Annotated in this window: 17 protein-coding genes and 1 tRNA gene; 6 read left to right on the forward strand and 12 right to left on the reverse strand. The window is 53.8% G+C overall.

What is annotated here, in order from left to right:
- Positions 1-3: 3 nt before the first annotated feature.
- Positions 4-318: a Smr/MutS family protein gene (locus Dform_RS09265; protein WP_158513497.1), complete on the forward strand. Its 315-nt coding sequence runs from the start codon at positions 4-6 to the stop codon at positions 316-318.
- Between the two features lie 55 nt (positions 319-373).
- Here the strand turns inward: Dform_RS09265 and Dform_RS09270 are convergent, their stop codons facing one another.
- From Dform_RS09270 to sso10a, 4 genes are all read right to left on the reverse strand, one after another.
- Positions 374-2,011 carry a GH3 family acyl-acid amido synthetase gene (locus Dform_RS09270; RefSeq protein ID WP_076004762.1) on the reverse strand — a complete coding sequence of 546 codons (1,638 nt, stop codon included), beginning with the start codon at positions 2,009-2,011 and terminating at the stop codon, positions 374-376.
- Between the two features lie 2 nt (positions 2,012-2,013).
- Positions 2,014-2,595: a methyltransferase family protein gene (locus Dform_RS09275; protein WP_076004763.1), complete on the reverse strand. Its 582-nt coding sequence runs from the start codon at positions 2,593-2,595 to the stop codon at positions 2,014-2,016.
- A 161-nt stretch (positions 2,596-2,756) separates the two neighbouring features.
- On the reverse strand, positions 2,757-3,179 hold the full coding sequence (locus tag Dform_RS09280; RefSeq protein ID WP_076004764.1) for a hypothetical protein: 423 nt from the start codon (positions 3,177-3,179) through the stop codon (positions 2,757-2,759).
- 1 nt (position 3,180) lies between these two features.
- A complete protein-coding gene (gene sso10a / locus Dform_RS09285) occupies positions 3,181-3,474 on the reverse strand; it encodes an Sso10a family chromatin protein (protein WP_076004765.1) in 294 nt (97 codons plus the stop codon).
- A 123-nt stretch (positions 3,475-3,597) separates the two neighbouring features.
- On the opposite strand from sso10a, the gene Dform_RS09290 reads away from it, so the two are divergent.
- Positions 3,598-4,695: a type IV pilus twitching motility protein PilT gene (locus Dform_RS09290; protein ID WP_076004766.1), complete on the forward strand. Its 1,098-nt coding sequence runs from the start codon at positions 3,598-3,600 to the stop codon at positions 4,693-4,695.
- 146 nt (positions 4,696-4,841) lie between these two features.
- A complete protein-coding gene (locus Dform_RS09295; RefSeq protein ID WP_076004767.1) occupies positions 4,842-7,388 on the forward strand; it encodes a diguanylate cyclase in 2,547 nt (848 codons plus the stop codon).
- 65 nt (positions 7,389-7,453) lie between these two features.
- On the opposite strand, the gene nadC is transcribed toward Dform_RS09295, so the two are convergent.
- The 4 genes from nadC to miaB form a co-directional block, all read right to left on the reverse strand.
- A complete protein-coding gene (gene nadC, locus Dform_RS09300) occupies positions 7,454-8,317 on the reverse strand; it encodes a carboxylating nicotinate-nucleotide diphosphorylase (protein WP_076004768.1) in 864 nt (287 codons plus the stop codon).
- A gap of 9 nt (positions 8,318-8,326) precedes the next feature.
- Positions 8,327-9,862, reverse strand: a complete 1,536-nt coding sequence (gene nadB / locus Dform_RS09305; RefSeq protein ID WP_083635437.1) for an L-aspartate oxidase — start codon at positions 9,860-9,862, stop codon at positions 8,327-8,329.
- A gap of 63 nt (positions 9,863-9,925) precedes the next feature.
- Positions 9,926-10,210 (reverse strand): preprotein translocase subunit YajC, encoded by a 285-nt coding sequence (yajC, locus tag Dform_RS09310; protein WP_076004769.1) that lies wholly within the window; start codon positions 10,208-10,210, stop codon positions 9,926-9,928.
- Complete coding sequence (gene miaB, locus Dform_RS09315; RefSeq protein ID WP_076004770.1) at positions 10,207-11,487, reverse strand: tRNA (N6-isopentenyl adenosine(37)-C2)-methylthiotransferase MiaB; 1,281 nt, start codon at positions 11,485-11,487, stop codon at positions 10,207-10,209. Before miaB ends, yajC begins: the two co-directional genes overlap by 4 nt.
- Before the next feature lie 590 nt (positions 11,488-12,077).
- Between miaB and Dform_RS09320 the strand changes: the two genes are divergently transcribed.
- Together Dform_RS09320 and Dform_RS09325 are read left to right on the forward strand one after the other, a co-directional pair.
- Entirely contained in the window at positions 12,078-13,505 is a 1,428-nt protein-coding gene (locus Dform_RS09320) for a reductive dehalogenase (protein ID WP_076004771.1), read from the forward strand.
- A 105-nt stretch (positions 13,506-13,610) separates the two neighbouring features.
- On the forward strand, positions 13,611-15,032 hold the full coding sequence (locus tag Dform_RS09325; protein WP_076004772.1) for a reductive dehalogenase: 1,422 nt from the start codon (positions 13,611-13,613) through the stop codon (positions 15,030-15,032).
- A 198-nt stretch (positions 15,033-15,230) separates the two neighbouring features.
- Here the strand turns inward: Dform_RS09325 and rsgA are convergent, their stop codons facing one another.
- The 4 genes from rsgA to Dform_RS11405 all read right to left on the reverse strand — a co-directional run bounded on the left by rsgA (position 15,231) and on the right by Dform_RS11405 (position 17,837).
- The gene (gene rsgA / locus Dform_RS09330) at positions 15,231-16,319 is read right to left on the reverse strand and encodes a ribosome small subunit-dependent GTPase A (RefSeq protein WP_076005141.1); all 1,089 of its coding nucleotides are present in this window, start codon (positions 16,317-16,319) and stop codon (positions 15,231-15,233) included.
- 157 nt (positions 16,320-16,476) lie between these two features.
- Positions 16,477-17,262: a hypothetical protein gene (locus Dform_RS09335; RefSeq protein WP_076004773.1), complete on the reverse strand. Its 786-nt coding sequence runs from the start codon at positions 17,260-17,262 to the stop codon at positions 16,477-16,479.
- Between the two features lie 159 nt (positions 17,263-17,421).
- Positions 17,422-17,513: transfer RNA gene (locus Dform_RS09340), tRNA-Ser, on the reverse strand.
- 60 nt (positions 17,514-17,573) lie between these two features.
- Positions 17,574-17,837 (reverse strand): hypothetical protein, encoded by a 264-nt coding sequence (locus Dform_RS11405; protein WP_076004774.1) that lies wholly within the window; start codon positions 17,835-17,837, stop codon positions 17,574-17,576.
- Between the two features lie 22 nt (positions 17,838-17,859).
- On the opposite strand from Dform_RS11405, the gene rsfS reads away from it, so the two are divergent.
- A complete protein-coding gene (gene rsfS / locus Dform_RS11080) occupies positions 17,860-18,270 on the forward strand; it encodes a ribosome silencing factor (RefSeq protein WP_158513499.1) in 411 nt (136 codons plus the stop codon).
- Positions 18,271-18,276 lie beyond the last annotated feature (6 nt).

The raw sequence follows: 18,276 nt of genomic DNA on the forward strand, positions 1-18,276 counted from the left end.
GAAATGTCAAAAAAGACGCGGCCCGGAATTCCCGGCGGTAAATCACCCGGCAATCCCGGCTATCCCGACGCCGTACCGAGCCTCGATCTCCACGGACTCACCGTGGTTGAAGCGCTGCCGGAAGTAGATGAATTCCTGCATTCATCGTTCCGGGCGGGATATTTCAGGGTGAGAGTCATCCACGGCAAAGGCACCGGCGTCCTCAAGCTCGAGGTCGCCCGCTATCTCGCCACCCATCCGCTCGTCCTGCGCTACCAGTCTTCCGACTCCTACCACGGCGGCTCGGGCGCCACCGAAGTCGACATCACCAACCGATGAAAAAGGGGATGCTCTACGCATCCCCTTTTTTCTTTATCGCCTTTCCGGGCAGAGCCTAAACAGCGGCCGTAACGGGTTCTGTTTCCGCGACCCTGACGCGGCCGGCGATCGAGGTCAGGAATTCAACGATCGTATCGGAGGGATTGATGTGCGGCGGTTTCAAATGCGCCAGTTCAGCGCCGCCGGCCTGCTGCTTCATTTTGTACAATTTGAAAGCCCCGTGCGGCAGTACAGTGGCGTCAATGGGTTGAAGGCCGGTGAACTCTTCCAGTTCGGCGTACGGGGTATCGAGTTTCTTGAGTTCCGAGTGTATGGCCGACGCTACTTCCTGCGCCGTCCTGGTTTCATGGCGTTTCAATTCAACGTAAACATGAAGCTCAGGCTTGTCACCCACGACCTCCTTGCGGGCGGTCCAGTCTTCATACTCTATTCCGGAGTTTTCAAGCGCCTGCCAGATAACCTTTTCGGAAAGCCTGGTGAAGCCCGCGATATCTATCTGGTCGTCCAGCCTGGTCAGGAACCTCATTTGCGGGATGTCGATATCAAGCTTGTCGTTCCGCAGCGCGGTGATCTCTACCAGGTGACCCAGGCGGTACCGGACAAAGGCGCCTCCGTGTAGATTGGTGATCACCAACTCATACTTACCGGGCTTGAGTTCATCCATCAGGAAAGTCTCAGGCTGATAGGTTGGATCCTGCCAGCACTTAACGGCTTCGGCTTCAGGGATGAATTCAAAAAAGTTCATATGGGGTACGAAAGTCATGCCTTCGTGATCCCAGGTCTGCATGGCGATGATGGGAGCCTCGGTGCATCCGTGGAAATCAAGGGGGTACTGGCCCCACATATCTTTAATCTTATCGCGGAAGACGTCGCCATCGATGCCGTAGGTGATCAGCCCCTTAAGCTTCCAGAGATCCTTGGGCAGCATCTGGCGTCCTGCCAGTTTGGAGACCACCTTGCCTTTTATCAGCCGCGCCAATGTCCTGGGCTGTTTCACCAGTTTCTTGATATCCACGGAACCGCCGCTGTGCTTGAACCTCTCACCGATGGCGTAGGCGACGCTGGACATGGACAGAACCCAATCCATGCCGTGGTCCAGCCCCATCTTGAACCCGGTGTTTATCCGGTCTTCGAACGAAACCTGCTCGGCTTCCGAAACAGGAGGCAGGAAATCGAACATCTCGTGGGGGAAAACGCGGGTCATCGTGCCGGTAGCGTAGGGCGGCGGGGCCATCCCGTAAAGGACGCGGTCACCGGGGCGGATCTTGATGTCATATCTCTTGGTCGCCGCGGAGAAGAAGGACAGCGCGAACACCAGGGCTTCGGTCTCGTCAAGCATCCTGGCGGTCACCGGCGCCCAGCGGTAGGAATACTCAGCGCTCTTGCCGGAAGTATACTGCCACAGGATAGGCTTGCGCGGCAGAACTTCCCAGCGCCGTTTCAGGAGGTAAGGGGCGTAGTCCTCGTAGCTGGTCAACGGCACCATCCTTCGGAATTCTTCAACGCTGGTCGGGTTGGCACCCTTCAGGATGCCTTTGCCGAGCTGGCAATTTTTCAGTAGTTCCAGTTGCTCCATGAGCAACCTCTTCTGGATACCCATGAACTCCGGGAGCGAAAGGTCGATGAAGCCGCAGCAGCGGTCCCACATTTCATCGTATTTACCCTGGCGGAATAACTCAGATAGCTGGCTCACGTTTAGACCTCCGGTACCTTATTTTGTTTCAATCCTTCGATGAAGGCGGTAACACTTTTTTGATTGGGCAGCAACATCGGGGTCGTCTTCCGATATTCCGAATATCCGGAAAACATCCGCGGGAAGATTTTCCGATCCTGAAGATAAACAAGGACCAGGGACAGGATTGTCCAGGCTAGACCGGCCTGGAATGCCAGGACCGACCGGGAACCGATTACCAGCCCGGCCATCGAAAGGGCGAAAAAAAGAAGCCAGGGATGGCGGACAAGGGCGTAGATTCCCCTGGTCACCAATTGCCCGCTGGTTCCCGATTTGATATAGGTGTCGCCCGCCGGAAGAGCAAAGTAGAGTGAATAGGCCATAAGCGAGATCGAGACCATAAAAACGATCCAGCCTGCCATCGACATCCAACCGGAAAGGCCGAATTTAACGCCGGTCACGGCGACCATTACCAAAGAGATGGCAATGAGGGCGGTGCCGCAAAAAGAAAGGATCGGTTTCAGGAAGGGCATTTTTTTCATGGACGCCAAGTCCAGGAGGTGCATCAGGAGGAACCCGGCGGAGCCCATTAGAATGTATTTCATAGTATTTTCGGGAAACACTATGACATTCGTACGGGGCGATTGGAAGGTATTAAGTACTAGAACAATGTTCTAGTCAAAGCTAGGTCACGAATAAAAAAATTCCCCCGGAATCCGGGGGAAGCAGGGGGCGCGGCGCTTATTTTCTATTTTCTTCGGTTTTGCTATTTCCACTTGATCTTGACTTCCCGGCCTTCTTCCGGGATGTCCTTGTTGGCTTCTTTATCAAGACCGGCCATCTTGCTGGTGATCTCTTTCAGGTCGATGGGACCATCCTTGCCAAGCTCAAGCCCGTACCCGATGAAAAAATCAACGAAGCTCTTGAGGAGCTTCTTGGTATCTTCCTGGAAGCCGGCCATCTCGTCCTTGAGGGCATACTTGTAGCTCTCCTTGTTGAGCATCTTGGCGACATCGGCTTTTACGGCTTCGAGATCTTCTTTGGTGACGACACCGGCAGGAGAGGGAGTGCCCTTCAGGTGGCTTTCGATCAGGAAATCGATGAACTCAGCCTGAGAGATGTCCCCCCGGTTATCATCGATTTTCTTGACCAGTTCGGCTGGCAAGATGAGCATGCGTTTTTCGGTCATATCAGGCTCCTGTCTGGGGCGTCTCTTCGCCGTCGTCTTTGAGATTGAGGGTGTCGAGGATCTCGTCGATGTTGCGCAAAAGACTAAGCCCCTTCTTGGTTACCCGATAGGCGACCGAAGGATTGCCCAGCTTTACTCTGTCGATCAGTTCCCGCTCGACCATGAAGTTAAGGTACTTCTGAAGCTGAAAATAGCTCATGTTGACGGAGTACATGATCTCCGTCTTGCCTGCTTCGCCCAAGCGTAGCATATCGGCAATTATTTCGATACTCGACCGTCGGCGGTCTAATCTCATTCGTACTTCCAGAGAACCAAAGTTCTGTCCGTATCCAGATTAACTAGTACTATTATACTACCCAAGTCAAGGGCTGAGGGTGTATGATATGCCCAACGCTGAAAGCCCCTTCAGGAGCCGCGAATGAAAGCTGACGAACTACTCCGGGCGATGGTCAAGGTCGGAGCTTCCGACATGCACCTGAAAGTACCCAATCCCCCCGTTTTCAGGATCGACGGTATCCTAAAAAGACAGCCCCAATACCCCTGCATCAACGCCGCCGACATGGAGCGCCTGATGAGGGAAATGACCACACCTCAACAGCAGGAGACTTTTTACGCCACCAAGGAACTGGATTTCGCAATCTCCGTTCCCGACGTCTCCAGATTCAGAGTCAACATACTCTTTCAACGCGGCACCATCTCCATTGCCGTTCGCATGGTGCCCTTTCAGATCATGACCATCGACATGCTGAACCAGCCGACGATATTCAAGAGCCTGATCATGAAACCCAGGGGACTGATTCTGGTCACCGGGCCGACCGGTTCCGGGAAATCGACGTCCATGGCCGCCATGCTGCAGCACCTCAACGAAAACAGAAACTCAAGCGTCATCACCATCGAAGATCCCATCGAGTACGTCTTTCAGGACAACAAGTGCATCATCGCCCAACGCGAACTGGGCGGAGACACCAACTCCTACCCCATTGCGCTGCGCCACGCCCTGCGCCATGACCCTGACGTAATTGTTGTCGGTGAGATCCGGGATGTCGAAAGCCTGACCACGGCCATCGCCGCCGCCGAAACCGGGCACCTGGTACTGGGCACGCTCCATACGATCAATGCCGTCCAGACGGTCGACCGCGTCATCGACATGTATCCGCCGGGCCAGCAGCACCAGATACGGCTTCAGCTGTCCCAGGTATTGGAAGCCATTATTTCCCAAACGCTGGTAATCCGGGCCAATGGCCGCGGGCGCGTCGGCGTTTACGAGATTCTGCTGGCGACGACCGCCGTCCGGAACCTTGTTCGCGAGGGAAAGACTTTCGAACTTCAGTCGATCATGCAACTCAACCGGCAAATGGGCATGCAGACCCTTGACCAGCACCTGGCCGAACTCGCGGCCAACGGCATCATCGCCAAAGAAGAAGCCTTGATGAAGAGCGATAGCCCCGAACGGCTGGAGCGTTTGATCGAGGAAGCTAAACGCAACGTCAAAGGCCCGGATCCCTTTAAACGCTGATTAGATTTTCCCGGGTAGTACATCTCAAGTTCGGTCGACTATGCGTGACTTTTAGACGAAGGGCTCACGTTTGGTGGCCGTTGACTTCTCGCTTCAGAATGGACATAATGTGCCATCGAATTCTTATACTCGGGGGATGGTGATTTTTGAACGCTTGGGCATTAATCCCCCTGGCCGCCAGCCTCATCTATCTTGTCCTGATCCTGCTCGTGATTCAGGACACCCAGCGTAAAGCAAACCGCTTTTTCGCCTATTTTCTCGGTGTCGCCGCTTTCTGGAGTTTCAGTTCATTCATGCTGGTGTTCAACCCGAGCGCCAGCCCCCAGCACCTTCAACTCTGGAACGAACTGGTAGTTACCGCCATCGCGTGGGTGAGCATCGCGTATTACCATTTCGTCAGAGTTTATAACGACAAAGCCGGCGGCGTATGGACATACCTGGGTTATGCCTTCACCTTGTTTATCCTGATCATGGCTCTTTCGGGGAATGTTGTCACCAACGTCTCCTTGGTAAACGGGTATTTATTCCATGATATACGACCTTGGGACCTTTTTATCGGCGCTTTCATCGCACCTTTTGTTGTTGCCGGATTAATTATGTTGATCAGCCGGTACCGGCATTCGACAGACCCGTTCGATCGCAACCGTTCGATCTACCTGATCATTGGTTCAGGGGCTCTAATTCTCCTTAGTTATGTCACCCCCTTTACACCGGCATTGGCCGGGTTAACAACCGATCATATCGGCAATATCATCAATGCCGCCCTGGTGACCTACGCTATCTCCCGGTTCCATCTCTTCGACATTAAACTGGTTGCCAGGCGCGGTTTGACGTTGCTTGGTTTGACGGCTGCCATCGCAGTAACGTACGGTGGTCTGAGCTTCATCCTGATCAAGCTTGGCGTTCCCAGTACAACCGTGGTGATCACCGCCGGTTTGATCGTGACTGCGGCGGCTCTGTCCGGCCGGTCGCTAGCCCATTTTATCAGCGTTTCAGTCGACCGCCTGTTCTATCAGGACACCTACCGTTACCGCCAGGACCTGCTGGATTTTTCGCGCAAGATGAGCCATATCCTCAACCTCGACGACCTGTCACACGCCTTACTCCCGGCTCTCACCAAAGCTCTCGGGGTGACCCACTCGGCGCTGCTGTTTCAGGACAACGCCGCCGCCGATTTCCTGGTCCAATATACCTACCCCGATAACCACGAGCTCAAAGGCAGCCTGCGCCTGCCGGTGGACAACCCCATCATCGAATGGATGGACCGGGAAGGAAAGCCGTTAACCCCCGCCCAGGTAGAATCTCTGCCTGAGTTCAAAGGGCTGTGGCAGATGGAAAAAGAGCAGCTTACGACCGCCAACCTGGCCATGCTCCAACCCATAAAAAGCCGTGAAAAACTCATCGGGCTCATCGCCGTCGGACCTAAACGCCGCGGGGGAGTATACACCACCGAAGACCTCGATCTGATCGACCGGATATCTTCTCAAGCGGGAGTGATCATCGAAAACGCCCAACTCTATATCCAGGCCACCATCCGTGCCAACACCGATGAGTTGACCGGACTATATAATCACCGCCATTTCCACGAGCGAATCGAGCAGGAGATCGGCCGAGGCAGCCGTTTTGGGATTACCTTCTCGTTGATCATCCTAGATCTCGACCTTTTCAAGGTCTATAACGACATTTACGGCCACCTGGCGGGCGATCAACTGCTGCGCAAGGTGGGAAAGCTCATCCAGTCTTCAGTGAGAACCATCGACCTGGCTTTCCGTTACGGCGGCGAAGAATTTGCCGTCCTTCTGCCGGAAACACGGATGGAGGATGCTCTTCGGGTCGCTGAACGCCTGCGGAAAGCCATAGAATCAAAATCGTCCTTCCGCGAGATGCCGGTAACCGCTTCACTGGGCATCGCCAACTGGCCTACCGACGGGGTAATGAAAGAAGAGATCATCCACCGGGCAGACACGGCGTTATACCGGGCTAAACAGACCGGCCGGAACCGTACCTGCGTCGCTTCGGACGGGCTAAAGCTGGTAAGCAACCCGAAAGAAGCTCCGGAAACGGAATCCCAGCCGAAGCCCCTTTCCATCATCTACGCCCTGGCCGCCACGGTAGACGCGAAAGACCACTACACTTACGGACACTCGAGAAAGGTTAGCGAATACGCCGTATCCCTTGCCGAGGCGTTGAAGCTTCCTGAAGACACCGTGCATACCATCCGCGCCGCCGGCTTACTGCACGATATCGGCAAGATAGGTGTGCCCGATTCGATCCTGACAAAACCCGGAGCCCTGGAACAGAAAGAGTGGGAGCCTATCCGTACCCATCCTGAACTCGGCGTGGAGATCCTGAAACACGTCGTGGACCTTTCCAAATGCTTGCCCGCCATCATGCACCATCACGAGAACTGGGACGGCACCGGGTACCCGCAACGGCTCAAAGGCGAGGCGATCCCGCTGGAAGCGCGCATCCTTTCCGTTGCCGACGCCTACGATGCCATTACTTCACCGCGGCCGTATCGCACCCAGCTGGCTCTCAAGGACGCGCTGGGCGAACTCAGGCGCTGTGCCGGAACCCAGTTCGATCCGGACCTGGTACCGGTATTCTGCGAACTGATGGAGCAAGGGGCTAAATCCGGTCCGGTCGCCCTGGACAGGCGCACCGAACCGCAGATTCCTCAGACTGAGGACTAGTCGGTAAACCCGGCCAGATAGGACGGATCCCGACAGGTGCGCTTGGGGGCAGGATTAAACCGTTATCAGGCTTGGGGAGGCCTTCCGGTGATAAATGACAGACTGAAATCGATCGCCCTGGCGGAATGGGTGATCGCCCCGATAGAGATCACGTCCACGCCGGTTTCAGCCACCGCCCTGACATTTTCGAGGGTGATACCCCCCGAGGCTTCCAGGCTGATGGAGGCAGGCACCATCTTCACCGCCTTTTTCATATCGTCGATGGCCATGTTGTCCAGCATGATGATGTCCGGTTTGCCCAGAATTGCCTGTTGAAGCTGCTCCAGGTTCTGGACCTCGATCTCAACCTTCATCCCTTTGGCGCCGGCCCGGGCCTTGGCAATGGCATCGGGTATGCTCACCCCTCTTGCGGCAAGGGCCACCAGGTGATTGTCTTTGATGATGATGCCGGAAGCCAGGTCCGGCCGGTGGTTCTGGCCACCGGCGGCATAAACGGCGTACTTTTCGAGGAGCCTCAAGCCCGGCAGCGTTTTGCGGGTATCGCTGATTTTAACATCCAGACCCTTGACCTTTTCTACGAATTGCGAAGTCGCCGTGGCGACGCCGGATAAATGCGAAAGGAAATTCAAGGCCACCCTTTCGGTTTTCAAGATGCTGGCCACCCGGCCGGTCACCAGCAGCACCGGTTCCCCGGCCTTGGCTTTTTGTCCATCGGGAATATTTACCTTGATCTGGAGAGTCTGATCAACCTTCATAAAGGCGATCCGGGCAATCTCCCCGCCGCAGACTACCGCGGGTTCTTTGGCAATGATGCCCGCCGTACCGCCCATGTTCTGGGGGATAACCAGTTCAGTGGTGCGGTCACCCCGGCCTAGATCCTCGGCCAAGGCCACGTCAATGATCTGTTCTATCTGAGCCTGGGTTGCCATCTGTTCCTCCTAATTCCCGCTGTTGATAACTATATGGCGCCGCCACTTATCCGAAGTCCAGGGAAAGTCGGCGCGGAAATGGGCGCCCCGGCTTTCCTCGCGGTACAACGCGGCCTCGGTCACCAGTCTCCCGCAAGTGACCAGGTGACGAATTTCGTAATCTTCCCGTGAAACCGGCCCGGGCGCTGATGCCTGCCAGTTCGCAAGTAATGCCGCGGTCTCGGCCAGGCTTGCTCCGTCACGGATGATCCCGGCATGCCGCCACATGGTCTCCTGGATGCCTTGTTTCCCGGGTAAAGATACTACCGTACCGGACTTGGCTTCGGCAAGCTTCCGCCGCTGGGCGGGCGCCATGGTCAGGGATTCTCCACCGCCAACCGAATTTTCGATAATTCGATGGGAAAACACAAGCACCTCGAGCAAAGAATTTGATGCCAGGCGGTTGGCGCCGTGGACTCCGGTGCAGGAGACCTCCCCGGCGGCGTAAAGCCCGGCAACTGAACTGGCGCCCCAGGCATTGACCCGGACGCCGCCGATCATATAGTGGGCGGCGGGCGCCACCGGAATCAGGTCCCGGGTAATATCCAGCCCCTGCTCCAGGCAGTAGTGATAGATCTGGGGAAAACGCGCCAATACGTGAGTCGGCGCCAAATGGGTGACATCCAGGTAGACATGATCGGCGCTTGTCTTGGTCATCTCCGAAACGATAGCCCGGCTGACCACATCCCTGGGGGCAAGTTCGCCCCTGGCGGCGTAGTCCGTCATGAAGCGCCTGCCTTCCTGGTTACGCAGGATGCCGCCTTCTCCCCTGACCGACTCCGAAATCAGGAAAACCGGGACTCCGGGAAGCTTAAGCGCGGTGGGATGAAACTGGAAAAACTCCATATCCATAATGTCCGCCCCGGCTTCATAGGCCAGGGCTACGCCGTCGCCGGTGGCAACGGTTGGGTTCGTGGTCAGGCTGAATAACTGGCCGGCGCCGCCGCTGGCAAGGATTAGGTGGCGGCATAGCAACGTCTCACGCTGGCCGGTAAGGACATTCAAGGTCTCCAGCCCCGCGGTTTTACCGCCGTCAACGATGATCCTGGTCGCCAGGCAGTGTTCAAGTACAGGGATATCCGCCGCCCGTACCCGGGCGGAGAGAGTTTCTTCGATGTACCGGCCGGTGGCGTCGCCGCCGGCGTGGAGAATCCTGGGCACCGAATGCGCCGCTTCCAGGGTCAACGCGACCTCGCCCTCGATGGTGTCAAACGGGACACCGAGTTCGATCAGGTCTTTTATCCGGGGCGCCGCTTCGGAGGCGAGGATCCGGACCATAATCTCATCGGACAGGCCGGCGCCGGCGGACATGGTGTCCTTGAAATGGAGCTCGGGCGAGTCTCCCGCCCCCACCGCCGCGGCGATGCCGCCCTGGGCGAAGCGGGTGTTGCATTCTTCGATGCTGCCCTTGGTGACGATGAGGACCGAGCCGTATTTCCGGGCCAGGAGGGCGCTGTACAACCCGGCGATGCCAGAACCGACGATGATGTAATCGTAAGACGCCAATCGGCCTCCGAAGAATGTGCCCGGCGAGAGCAGGCTATCCCGCCCCTCGACCACGGAAGTTGCCTAGGGTTGAACCGAGACTTCTTCTTCCTGCTTCATCGCCACGCCGCCGCGGACCAGACGAAGCATGGCGCCGGACTCGGTCTTGATGACGACGCTCTTTTCATCGATGGCTTCGATAACCCCGAAGATGCCGCCGATGGTAATGATCTTATCGCCGCGCTTGAGGTCAGCCAGCATCGCCTGCTGGGACTTGGCCCGCTTCTGTTGCGGCCGGATGATCAGGAAATAGAACATGACGAACATGAGGACCATAAAACCGACGAGGGTTACCGTGTCGCTGGTCATTTATTCTCCTTTAATGTTTCAACCGGGTCTCCCTGGAGCGACCAGGGCCCCGATTTTGTTATTTTAACCGGTACCAATCGGCCTTTGAGATCGGAATTGGACACCTGGTCACGTTTGCCCTTAAAGAATACAAGTTTACCACTTCGTTCCCGGCCTCGCCACTTGTCCCTGCCCTCCCCTTCCACCAGGACTTCGACTACCGAGCCTACCAGCCCCGAATTTATTTCTGTCGCCAGTTTTGTTTGGAGCGCTTCGAGATCCGCTAACCGTCCCGCTTTCTCCTCCCTGCTCACATCGTCAGGGAATTTCTCCGCTGCTTCGGTGCCGGGGCGGGGTGAATAAGCCGCCAGGTGGACGGCATCGAACCGGATGTCTTCGATCAGGCGGCGGGTGTTAGCGAACTGTTCGGCAGTCTCGCCGGGGAAGCCGACGATGATATCGGTGGTCAGGGAAATGCCGGGGACTTTGTTTCTTATCGATTCAACAAGCGTCCGATAGTCCGAAATCCTGTAACCCCGCCGCATCCTCGCCAGTATTTCATCGTCACCCGCTTGTGCCGGCAGATTGAGCGACGGGCAGACTTTGTCGAGGGTAGCCATAGCTTCGATAAGCCGGGGGCTCATATCCTTGGGATGGTTGGTCAGAAAACGAATACGTTTTAGCCCCTTGACCCCGTTCAGCGCTAGAAGCAAATCGGCAAGGTCCGCCGGTTGTGACAGATCGTGTCCGTAGGCGTTCACATTCTGCCCCAGGAGCGTCACTTCGCGGGCGCCACGGTTTACTAATTCAGCCACCTCAGAAACTATGGCATCGAGGGGTCTCGACGTCTCCCTGCCGCGGCGGTAAGGCACGATACAATACGAACAAAAGTTGTCGCAGCCCTGAATGATCGGGACATTGACCGAAACTCCCGGCTTCTGGGGCAGGATGTCCGCGGGCAATCGGTCAAGGAAATCAGGCATCGCTCCGGCGGAAAAGAAGTAATCAACCATGGGGTACTGTTTTTTCATCAGTGCCAGGTCTTCTTCGACCATGCAGCCGGTGAGCGCGATTTTCATCGAGGGGTTTTGATTCTTGAGCCGCCGGAGCAGCGACAGCCTGTTGGTGATGCGATCCTCGGCTCCTTGCCGCACGGCGCAACTGACTAAAAGGACAAGATCGGCGGTCTCGGCGGAATCGACGGGGGAATAGCCCTTTTGACAGAGGATGCTTTCCAGGCGTTCTGACTCGGCCTGGTTCATTTGGCACCCGATAGTGAAAATAAAATAATTCGGCATGTTATCTATTTGGAACTAGCAGGCGATAGGCCAAGGAGACTAATAAAGAAATAATTATGTCAAGAAGTATAGCATAAAAGAGCCCCTGGTTGCAGCTTCGATACTCGGAATTGTGATTCGAATTCTGAAAATTGATATGTTTTTGGGTAACGAATCGGGTGCCTTCAGAAGGGGCAATAACTATTCAGGACGTTCATCGTATTTCGAAGTAGTAAACAAATTCGGTAACCCAATTCCGTAGATCCCTTCGAGAGAGCCAATCAGCCTTCGCCTGGGGGATGCCAAGCGTTTCATGCCGTTTCGGGAGGTTATTCCTAAAATAATTCCCAATGCGCCCGCACTTTCCACATCTTCATCACCAGAATTTCACGAATTTTCGTATATCTCTCGAGCGAAACAGGCAAAAATTCTAACAGTGATTAGTTCTTTGGGACGATGATATCGTATAAGACATGTGATATATATGATCTCAATGTCCTGCTTCCTATATAAATAAGGACATAATGGAGTCTGTACACCTGATCCAGTATAAAAGTTTCCTGTAGTACCTCAATAGGGGCTTAGAAAATAGTAATAGAAAGGATAAAAGAATGTTCTATCACTCTACTGTCTCCCGAAGGGATTTTATGAAAGGAATTGGCCTGACTAGTGCCGGAATAGGAGTGGCCTCAGCAACAGCTCCCATATTCCATGACTTAGATGAATCGATGGATGGTTCGTCGAATTTCAAAAAGCCCTGGTGGGTTCGCGAAGTTGCCCAGCCGACCGCTGAAGTAGACTGGAACTCCATGACCTATTTCGATAGCCGACAGACCATGTTCAATAATGACGCCTTTATTAAAGTCATCGGTTTAGCCAAACTACAGGAAATTGCCAAGATCAATGAGGATAATACTAAAAAATGGATTCAGGAAAACAAACCCGGGGCTACATTACGCGATGTAGCCTTGAATAACGCCACTGGATTTGGGTTTGCTTATGGCCTAGAGGGCCACTTTGTTGCTCCGGAGATTGCTCCGTCTCCTGACCAACTTGGAGCAGCGCGCTGGGAAGGAACTCCAGAGGAAAATCTCAGGATGCTGCGGGTGGCTGCCCGGTTTTTTGGAGCAAAGGATATTGGAGTGTTTGAACTAGATCAGAACACTCGGAAAACCGTTTACTCTTATGAATCTGATGGTAAGGCTTATACTTTCGAAAACGTCCCGACAGCTTATGAGACGGATACCAAGCGGGTCATACCAGAAAAAACCAAATATGTGGTGATGTTCACCATCCTGGAATCCGAGGAAATGCTCAAGCGAGCCCCTGATAATATCAATTCGGCTACTACCACCTTAGCCTACAATCAAGGGGCGCTAACGGGTAACCGGCTGCAGCAATTTTTACGTGGCATCGGCTATCAAGGATTGGCCGAAATGATGTCGAACGCGATCGTCCAGGTGGCCGGTGGTAACGTCCTAAGTGGCTTAACGGAAATGGGCCGCATGGGAATAACTTCGTTAAATCCGGATTACGGGCCAATGATGCGAACTTATAAGATAATTACCGATCTACCTCTGCAACCAACTAGCCCAATTGATGCGGGAATGTTCCGTTTTTGTAAAACTTGTATGCTTTGTGGTCATTCATGCCCTTCAAATGCAATTAGCTTAGAGACAGAACCATCATACAAAACCCTGGGACCATGGAATAAACCAGGGATTAAAAACTATTACTACGATGGCGCAAAATGTTTAGTTTATTGGTTTGAAGGCGTGTTTGGGTGTGGAACTTGTCGGGCTGCCTGTCCGTTTGGGCAAAAAAGTAAAGCGTCAATCCATGATTGGATCGTTAAACCCGTGGCTGCCTATACCCCGGTTTTTAACAGTTTCTTCACGAATATGGACACGGCATTCGGTTACGAACCACGGGATCCCGATGGCTTTTCACCCAGAGAAAAGCTCCATTCCTGGTGGGATATTGAAAACGCTCCCGTTTATGGAATAGACACCACTCGATATACTCTGAAACTCCAATAAACACCCGAAGGAGGAAAAACTACGAGCTCAAAGACTAGATTTTAGCAGCCTTGTATACCGTTTCATGATCAAAGCGAGTCGAGATTAAAATTTTGAGGTGCATTAATGTCACATTTCCATAGTACCGTAAGTCGAAGGGATTTTATGAAAGGACTGGGGATCGCCGGAGTCGGTTTGGGATCTGCCGCACTTGCTTCCCCCGTTTTTCACGATCTGGATGAACTCGCAATTTCGACATCGAACTCTACAAAAACATACAAGGAATGGTGGGTCAAGGAAAGGGACCTGGGTGATCCGACCACTGAAATTGACTGGAAGATATACAATTCCTATGATCCCAAAGCTCATCCAATGCCATTAATGTCGGGTGCAGGAGCGAACGGGGCTATGAGCCCGGCGAATGCTGCCGCCCGAACGAAGAGACAAGTTGATGGCATACTTAACAAATGGCCAGGCGGTACCTTAAGGGATTTGGCACTCGATGGCGCAACCGGAGGCAACTACCCTTCAATTCCTTTTGACGGAGGTAACGCGACAACTCCAAGTCAAAGAGGCTCAGGCGTTCCGGCCTGGGATGGAACCCCTGAAGATAACCTCGTTACACTGCGCGCGGCAGCGCATTTTTACGGAAGTCCAAAAGCCGGGGCGATGCAAGTAACCGAGCAAACGAAGAAGTTTTTTAATAACACTGTGACATGGACAAACGTCGAAAAAGCTGAACAAGACGCGAGCGGCATGCGTATACCAAATAAGTGTCAATGGATTTTCGCGTGGTTCACCAAGCAAAATCATGCGATGAATAAACTTGCCATGCGTAACGATCCCAACGATCCCTGGAAGAACACCGTATTCCGCCAGGGTAAAGCCGGCGAAAACATGGCATATTCACATGCTCCCCAGATTCAGAACCAGGTTATGAAATTTATCAAGGGCTTGGGTTATCAAGCGATCAAACCAACAGCTTCTTCAAACGTCCAATTCGGTGTCTGGTCTGGACTGGTTGAACAGGGCAGAACGGCCCATAGTTGTTCACCCGAATACGGGTTGATGATACGATACATCGACTATGTAGTCACCGATTTGCCGTTAACCCCAACAAAACCAATTGACTCCGGGGTTCGTTCGTTTTGTAGTGAATGCATGACCTGTGCGAAGGTATGCCCGTCGAACTCGTTAAGTCTTGAAAAAGACACTTCCTGGGATTCCGTCGATACCGGCAACAATCCGGGTATCAAAACCTGGCATATGAAATGGAAATCGTGCGCAGAAATAGGGGGTCCGTTTGACTGCGTGAACTGCCAAACGAATTGTCCGTTCGACCACGATAACGATAAAGCCAGCATACATAACCTCGTGAGAACAGTGCAGGGCGCTACCCCGATTTTTAACAGTTTCTTTGCGAACTTTGAGAGGAATTTCGATTACAACGGACAACTGAGCCCGGAGGTTCATACGGATTGGTGGTACCGGGACCTGGACACATGGGAGCATGACACGTTATTGGGGTTTGGTACAAAGGGATGGTAGATATTCCCTTGATTGCCGAGACCACGAGGTTTAAATTTCACTGCCTTGTAGGGGACTCCTGCTGACGGCAACTATGAACCTCGCCAAGTAGTATGGAAAACTACCCGGTTATTTGCAAAATCCTTGCTGGTTCGGCAGTGAAGGTTTGAGGAAGGATTCGATCGAGGGCTCGTTATAAGCCGATGGCCCTCGATCTATTTACCGTTCTTTATAGAGCTGTTTAACAAGCTTAGCGATCGGCTTAAATTTCATCTTCTCGTACTGGCGGGCGCTATCCGCTTCCCGTGCGCCGACGTATTCAAGTTCTTTCTGCAACTTGCGGTAATTCTCCAGCCTGGCCGGATCCAGGTCTCCCCGCTCGACCGCCGCAAGCACGGCGCAACCGGTCTCCGAGGTATGGCTGCAATCCTTGAAACGGCAGTCCTCGGCGATTTGGCTTATATCGGAAAAAACACCGTCGAGGTCACTATCAGCGCCCCACATCTGGATCTCTCGCATACCGGGTGTGTCGATGACGATGCCACCGCCAGGCAGGGGTATCAATTCGCGGCGGGTAGTGGTGTGCCGGCCCATCCGGTCATCGAGTCGCACATCTCCTACCGCTTGCTTGTTCTTGCCGAGCAACGCGTTGATGAGAGCAGACTTGCCGACACCCGACGACCCCAAAAAACCGATCGTGCTCCCTTCCGTCAGGTACGCCAGAAGGGCTTCCAACCCCGCTCCGGTCCTGGCACTGACCGGGTGGACCGAGACCCCCGGGGCGATTCCTTCGACCTCTTGGATAAAAGTTTCAACGCTTTCAACCATATCGGCTTTATTCAGGATGACGACAGGGACGGCGCCGCTGTTCCAGGCAAGGGTCAGGTAGCGTTCAATTCTTCTAAGATTAAAACTTCTGCCCCCGTCCAAGCCGCTGACAATGAACACAAAATCGACATTGGCGGCAACCACCTGCTCTGCGGCGCATTCTCCGGCGACTTTCCTCGAAAACTTACTCTTCCGCGGCAATACGGCATGGATCATGGCTTTGTCTTCACCAGCTATCGGCATCGCCATCACCCAATCCCCGACTGCAGGAAAAATGGTGGCAGGGGCCTGCTCGTATCGCATCTTGCCGGTCAGCCGGGCGGACATTTCACCCTGCGGGGTCAATAACTGGTACAAACCCTTGGATTCTGAACTGACCCTGGCGGGTATTGTTCCGGTTGTTTGCATGGTCTCATAGTTGGCCTGGAAATACGTATTCCAACCCAATTGTTTTAGCCAACTATCAAAAGAGTAGTTCATTCGCACATTATATAACGACAGACAAGCGAAATGGATTCCCCGGTGTTCGAAATAACGGTCGGACTCAAAAACCGGCGACAACAACACCCTATTTACCCCCGCCCAAAATAAATCCGCCGCCCTTGCGGGCGGCGAAAAGGGAGGACGCATTCGCGAATCAGATCTTTAGTGGAGATTTGGTTTGGGCGATGAAGGTGGCAAAATCGAAGACAACCTTCTTTTCAGTCTCAGTCTGTTCAGTTTTCGCCCGCTCCGGAATAATCTCGGGCTTCTTTAAGGATGGTAGCGGTTCGGATGATTTTGCCATCACCGCCTCAACCGGTTTAGCGACGGCTTCTTTTTCGTCGGCCTCTACCGGCTTAACCGGCTTTTCAACCATTGAGGGCGCCTCCTGAACTTGAGGTCCGGTTTCCGTCGCCGGTTTAACCGAAGGATCTTCCGTAGTTTCGGTGTTCACCGCCAGTAGATCCTGGGACATGCTCTCTGCCTCGATCTGCCACCCGAGGACAAACTCGTCAACCAGGTTGAGCGCCTTCTTCTCGGTCTCCAGAAGGACTGCCTGCCTGATCTGGGTGGTGATTCGGGCACAAATCTCGTCGGCCAGGCGAACGCCCTCTTCCCGTATGGTGGATTGCATCGAACCGACAATCGCCTGCATCTGCCGGCGATACTCTTTCATCGCCAGCGCGGAGGCACGCTGAGCTTCGATTCTGGCCTGGGAGGCAAACTGGTCGATCGAAGGTGAAGCGGTGTTCACGGCGCTTTGAATTCCGCCGGCGGCTTTAATAATCTTGGAGACATCAATACCGCCCACCATTTCAGCTTGATCCGGCTCTTCTGAAGAGTTAGCGGTTTCAGCTTCGGTCTCAGCATCAAGAGAGTCTTCGACTTCTTCCGGCGCCCTGTCGGCGTCCAGTTTATCGACATTGATTTTCTTACCCATACCCTACCTCAGTTTACGTTTTGTTACTGTTAATCCTAGTCCAGGCGGGTCGTGGTCACAATCCCTCTTTAGTACTTATCGACTTAATATAAAGTACCTGGGAAGAAGAAGAAAATCGAAAATGGAAAATTGGAACTGTGATGTTTCAGATAAAGGGGGTGGCGGAGGGAGGGAGATTCGAACTCCCGACCCCGGTTACCCGGGGTAAGCACTTAGCAGGCGCCCGCACTAGACCACTATGCGATCCCTCCGCGTCAGGCCGGGCAAAGTCGTAATATACCATGACCGGCTTTGAACGCTCAACCTTGAAGCTATTTGCCGGCCGACCCCTTATCATCCGATGAGCTCGACTCGTCATTTTCGGAATCAGGCGTTTCTTCAGCATAGAAACCGGGTTTTTCAATGCCGGATAGCGCTGCATGAGGCTTTCCAAGCCACCAAAGTATATTACCCAAAATACCCAGCGCAATGGCAGCGATGAACAGAGCGATGTTGTCGCCGATGGCAACGGCAGAAAGGATGGAGACGACACAGGCGCCAATCAGCACCAGACCGAAAATCCGTAATGCGTTCACCCCGTGCTTCCTTTCAATCGAGATGTCAAAACTTCGATATGGTATAATCATCCTGATTTTAACATCATCGGGGGACAGTAAACCACTGGAAAACATCGATATTGCCCGGCGGATCGCCGACATCGCATCAGAAAAACAGGCATCGGACATCATTGTTACCGACGTCAGGGGTCTCTCAAGCATTACTGATTACCAGGTGGTACTTTCCGCGGATAATACTCGCCTGGCTCGGGCTATCCTCGACGAAGTCACAGAAAGATTAAAGAAGGAAGGCCAGCGCCCGCTTCATTCGGAAGGAATCGGGCCTGACCAGGAATGGCTGATCGTGGACTACGGTCCGGTGATGATGCACGTCTTCACCCCGGAAAAACGCGCCCTTTTCGATTTCGACCGCCTGTGGCCCGCGGCCAAAACGGTCCTCGCCCTCCAGTAGAGCGGA

The sequence above is a fragment of the Dehalogenimonas formicexedens genome (genome assembly GCF_001953175.1).
Lineage (GTDB): Bacteria > Chloroflexota > Dehalococcoidia > Dehalococcoidales > Dehalococcoidaceae > Dehalogenimonas > Dehalogenimonas formicexedens.

Bases quoted from the DNA above. Each gene is read 5' to 3' on its own strand.
- Dform_RS09265 (WP_158513497.1), top strand. From the start codon at position 4: ATGTCAAAAAAGACGCGGCCCGGAATTCCCGGCGGTAAATCACCCGGC.
- Dform_RS09320 (WP_076004771.1), top strand. From the start codon at position 12,078: ATGTTCTATCACTCTACTGTCTCCCGAAGGGATTTTATGAAAGGAATT.
- nadC (WP_076004768.1), bottom strand. From the start codon at position 8,317: ATGGCAACCCAGGCTCAGATAGAACAGATCATTGACGTGGCCTTGGCC.
- miaB (WP_076004770.1), bottom strand. From the start codon at position 11,487: ATGCCGAATTATTTTATTTTCACTATCGGGTGCCAAATGAACCAGGCC.
- rsgA (WP_076005141.1), bottom strand. From the start codon at position 16,319: ATGAACTACTCTTTTGATAGTTGGCTAAAACAATTGGGTTGGAATACG.
- Dform_RS09275 (WP_076004763.1), bottom strand. From the start codon at position 2,595: ATGAAATACATTCTAATGGGCTCCGCCGGGTTCCTCCTGATGCACCTC.
- rsfS (WP_158513499.1), top strand. From the start codon at position 17,860: ATGTCAAAACTTCGATATGGTATAATCATCCTGATTTTAACATCATCG.
- sso10a (WP_076004765.1), bottom strand. From the start codon at position 3,474: ATGAGATTAGACCGCCGACGGTCGAGTATCGAAATAATTGCCGATATG.
- Dform_RS09280 (WP_076004764.1), bottom strand. From the start codon at position 3,179: ATGACCGAAAAACGCATGCTCATCTTGCCAGCCGAACTGGTCAAGAAA.
- Dform_RS09325 (WP_076004772.1), top strand. From the start codon at position 13,611: ATGTCACATTTCCATAGTACCGTAAGTCGAAGGGATTTTATGAAAGGA.
- Dform_RS09335 (WP_076004773.1), bottom strand. From the start codon at position 17,262: ATGGGTAAGAAAATCAATGTCGATAAACTGGACGCCGACAGGGCGCCG.
- Dform_RS09290 (WP_076004766.1), top strand. From the start codon at position 3,598: ATGAAAGCTGACGAACTACTCCGGGCGATGGTCAAGGTCGGAGCTTCC.
- yajC (WP_076004769.1), bottom strand. From the start codon at position 10,210: ATGACCAGCGACACGGTAACCCTCGTCGGTTTTATGGTCCTCATGTTC.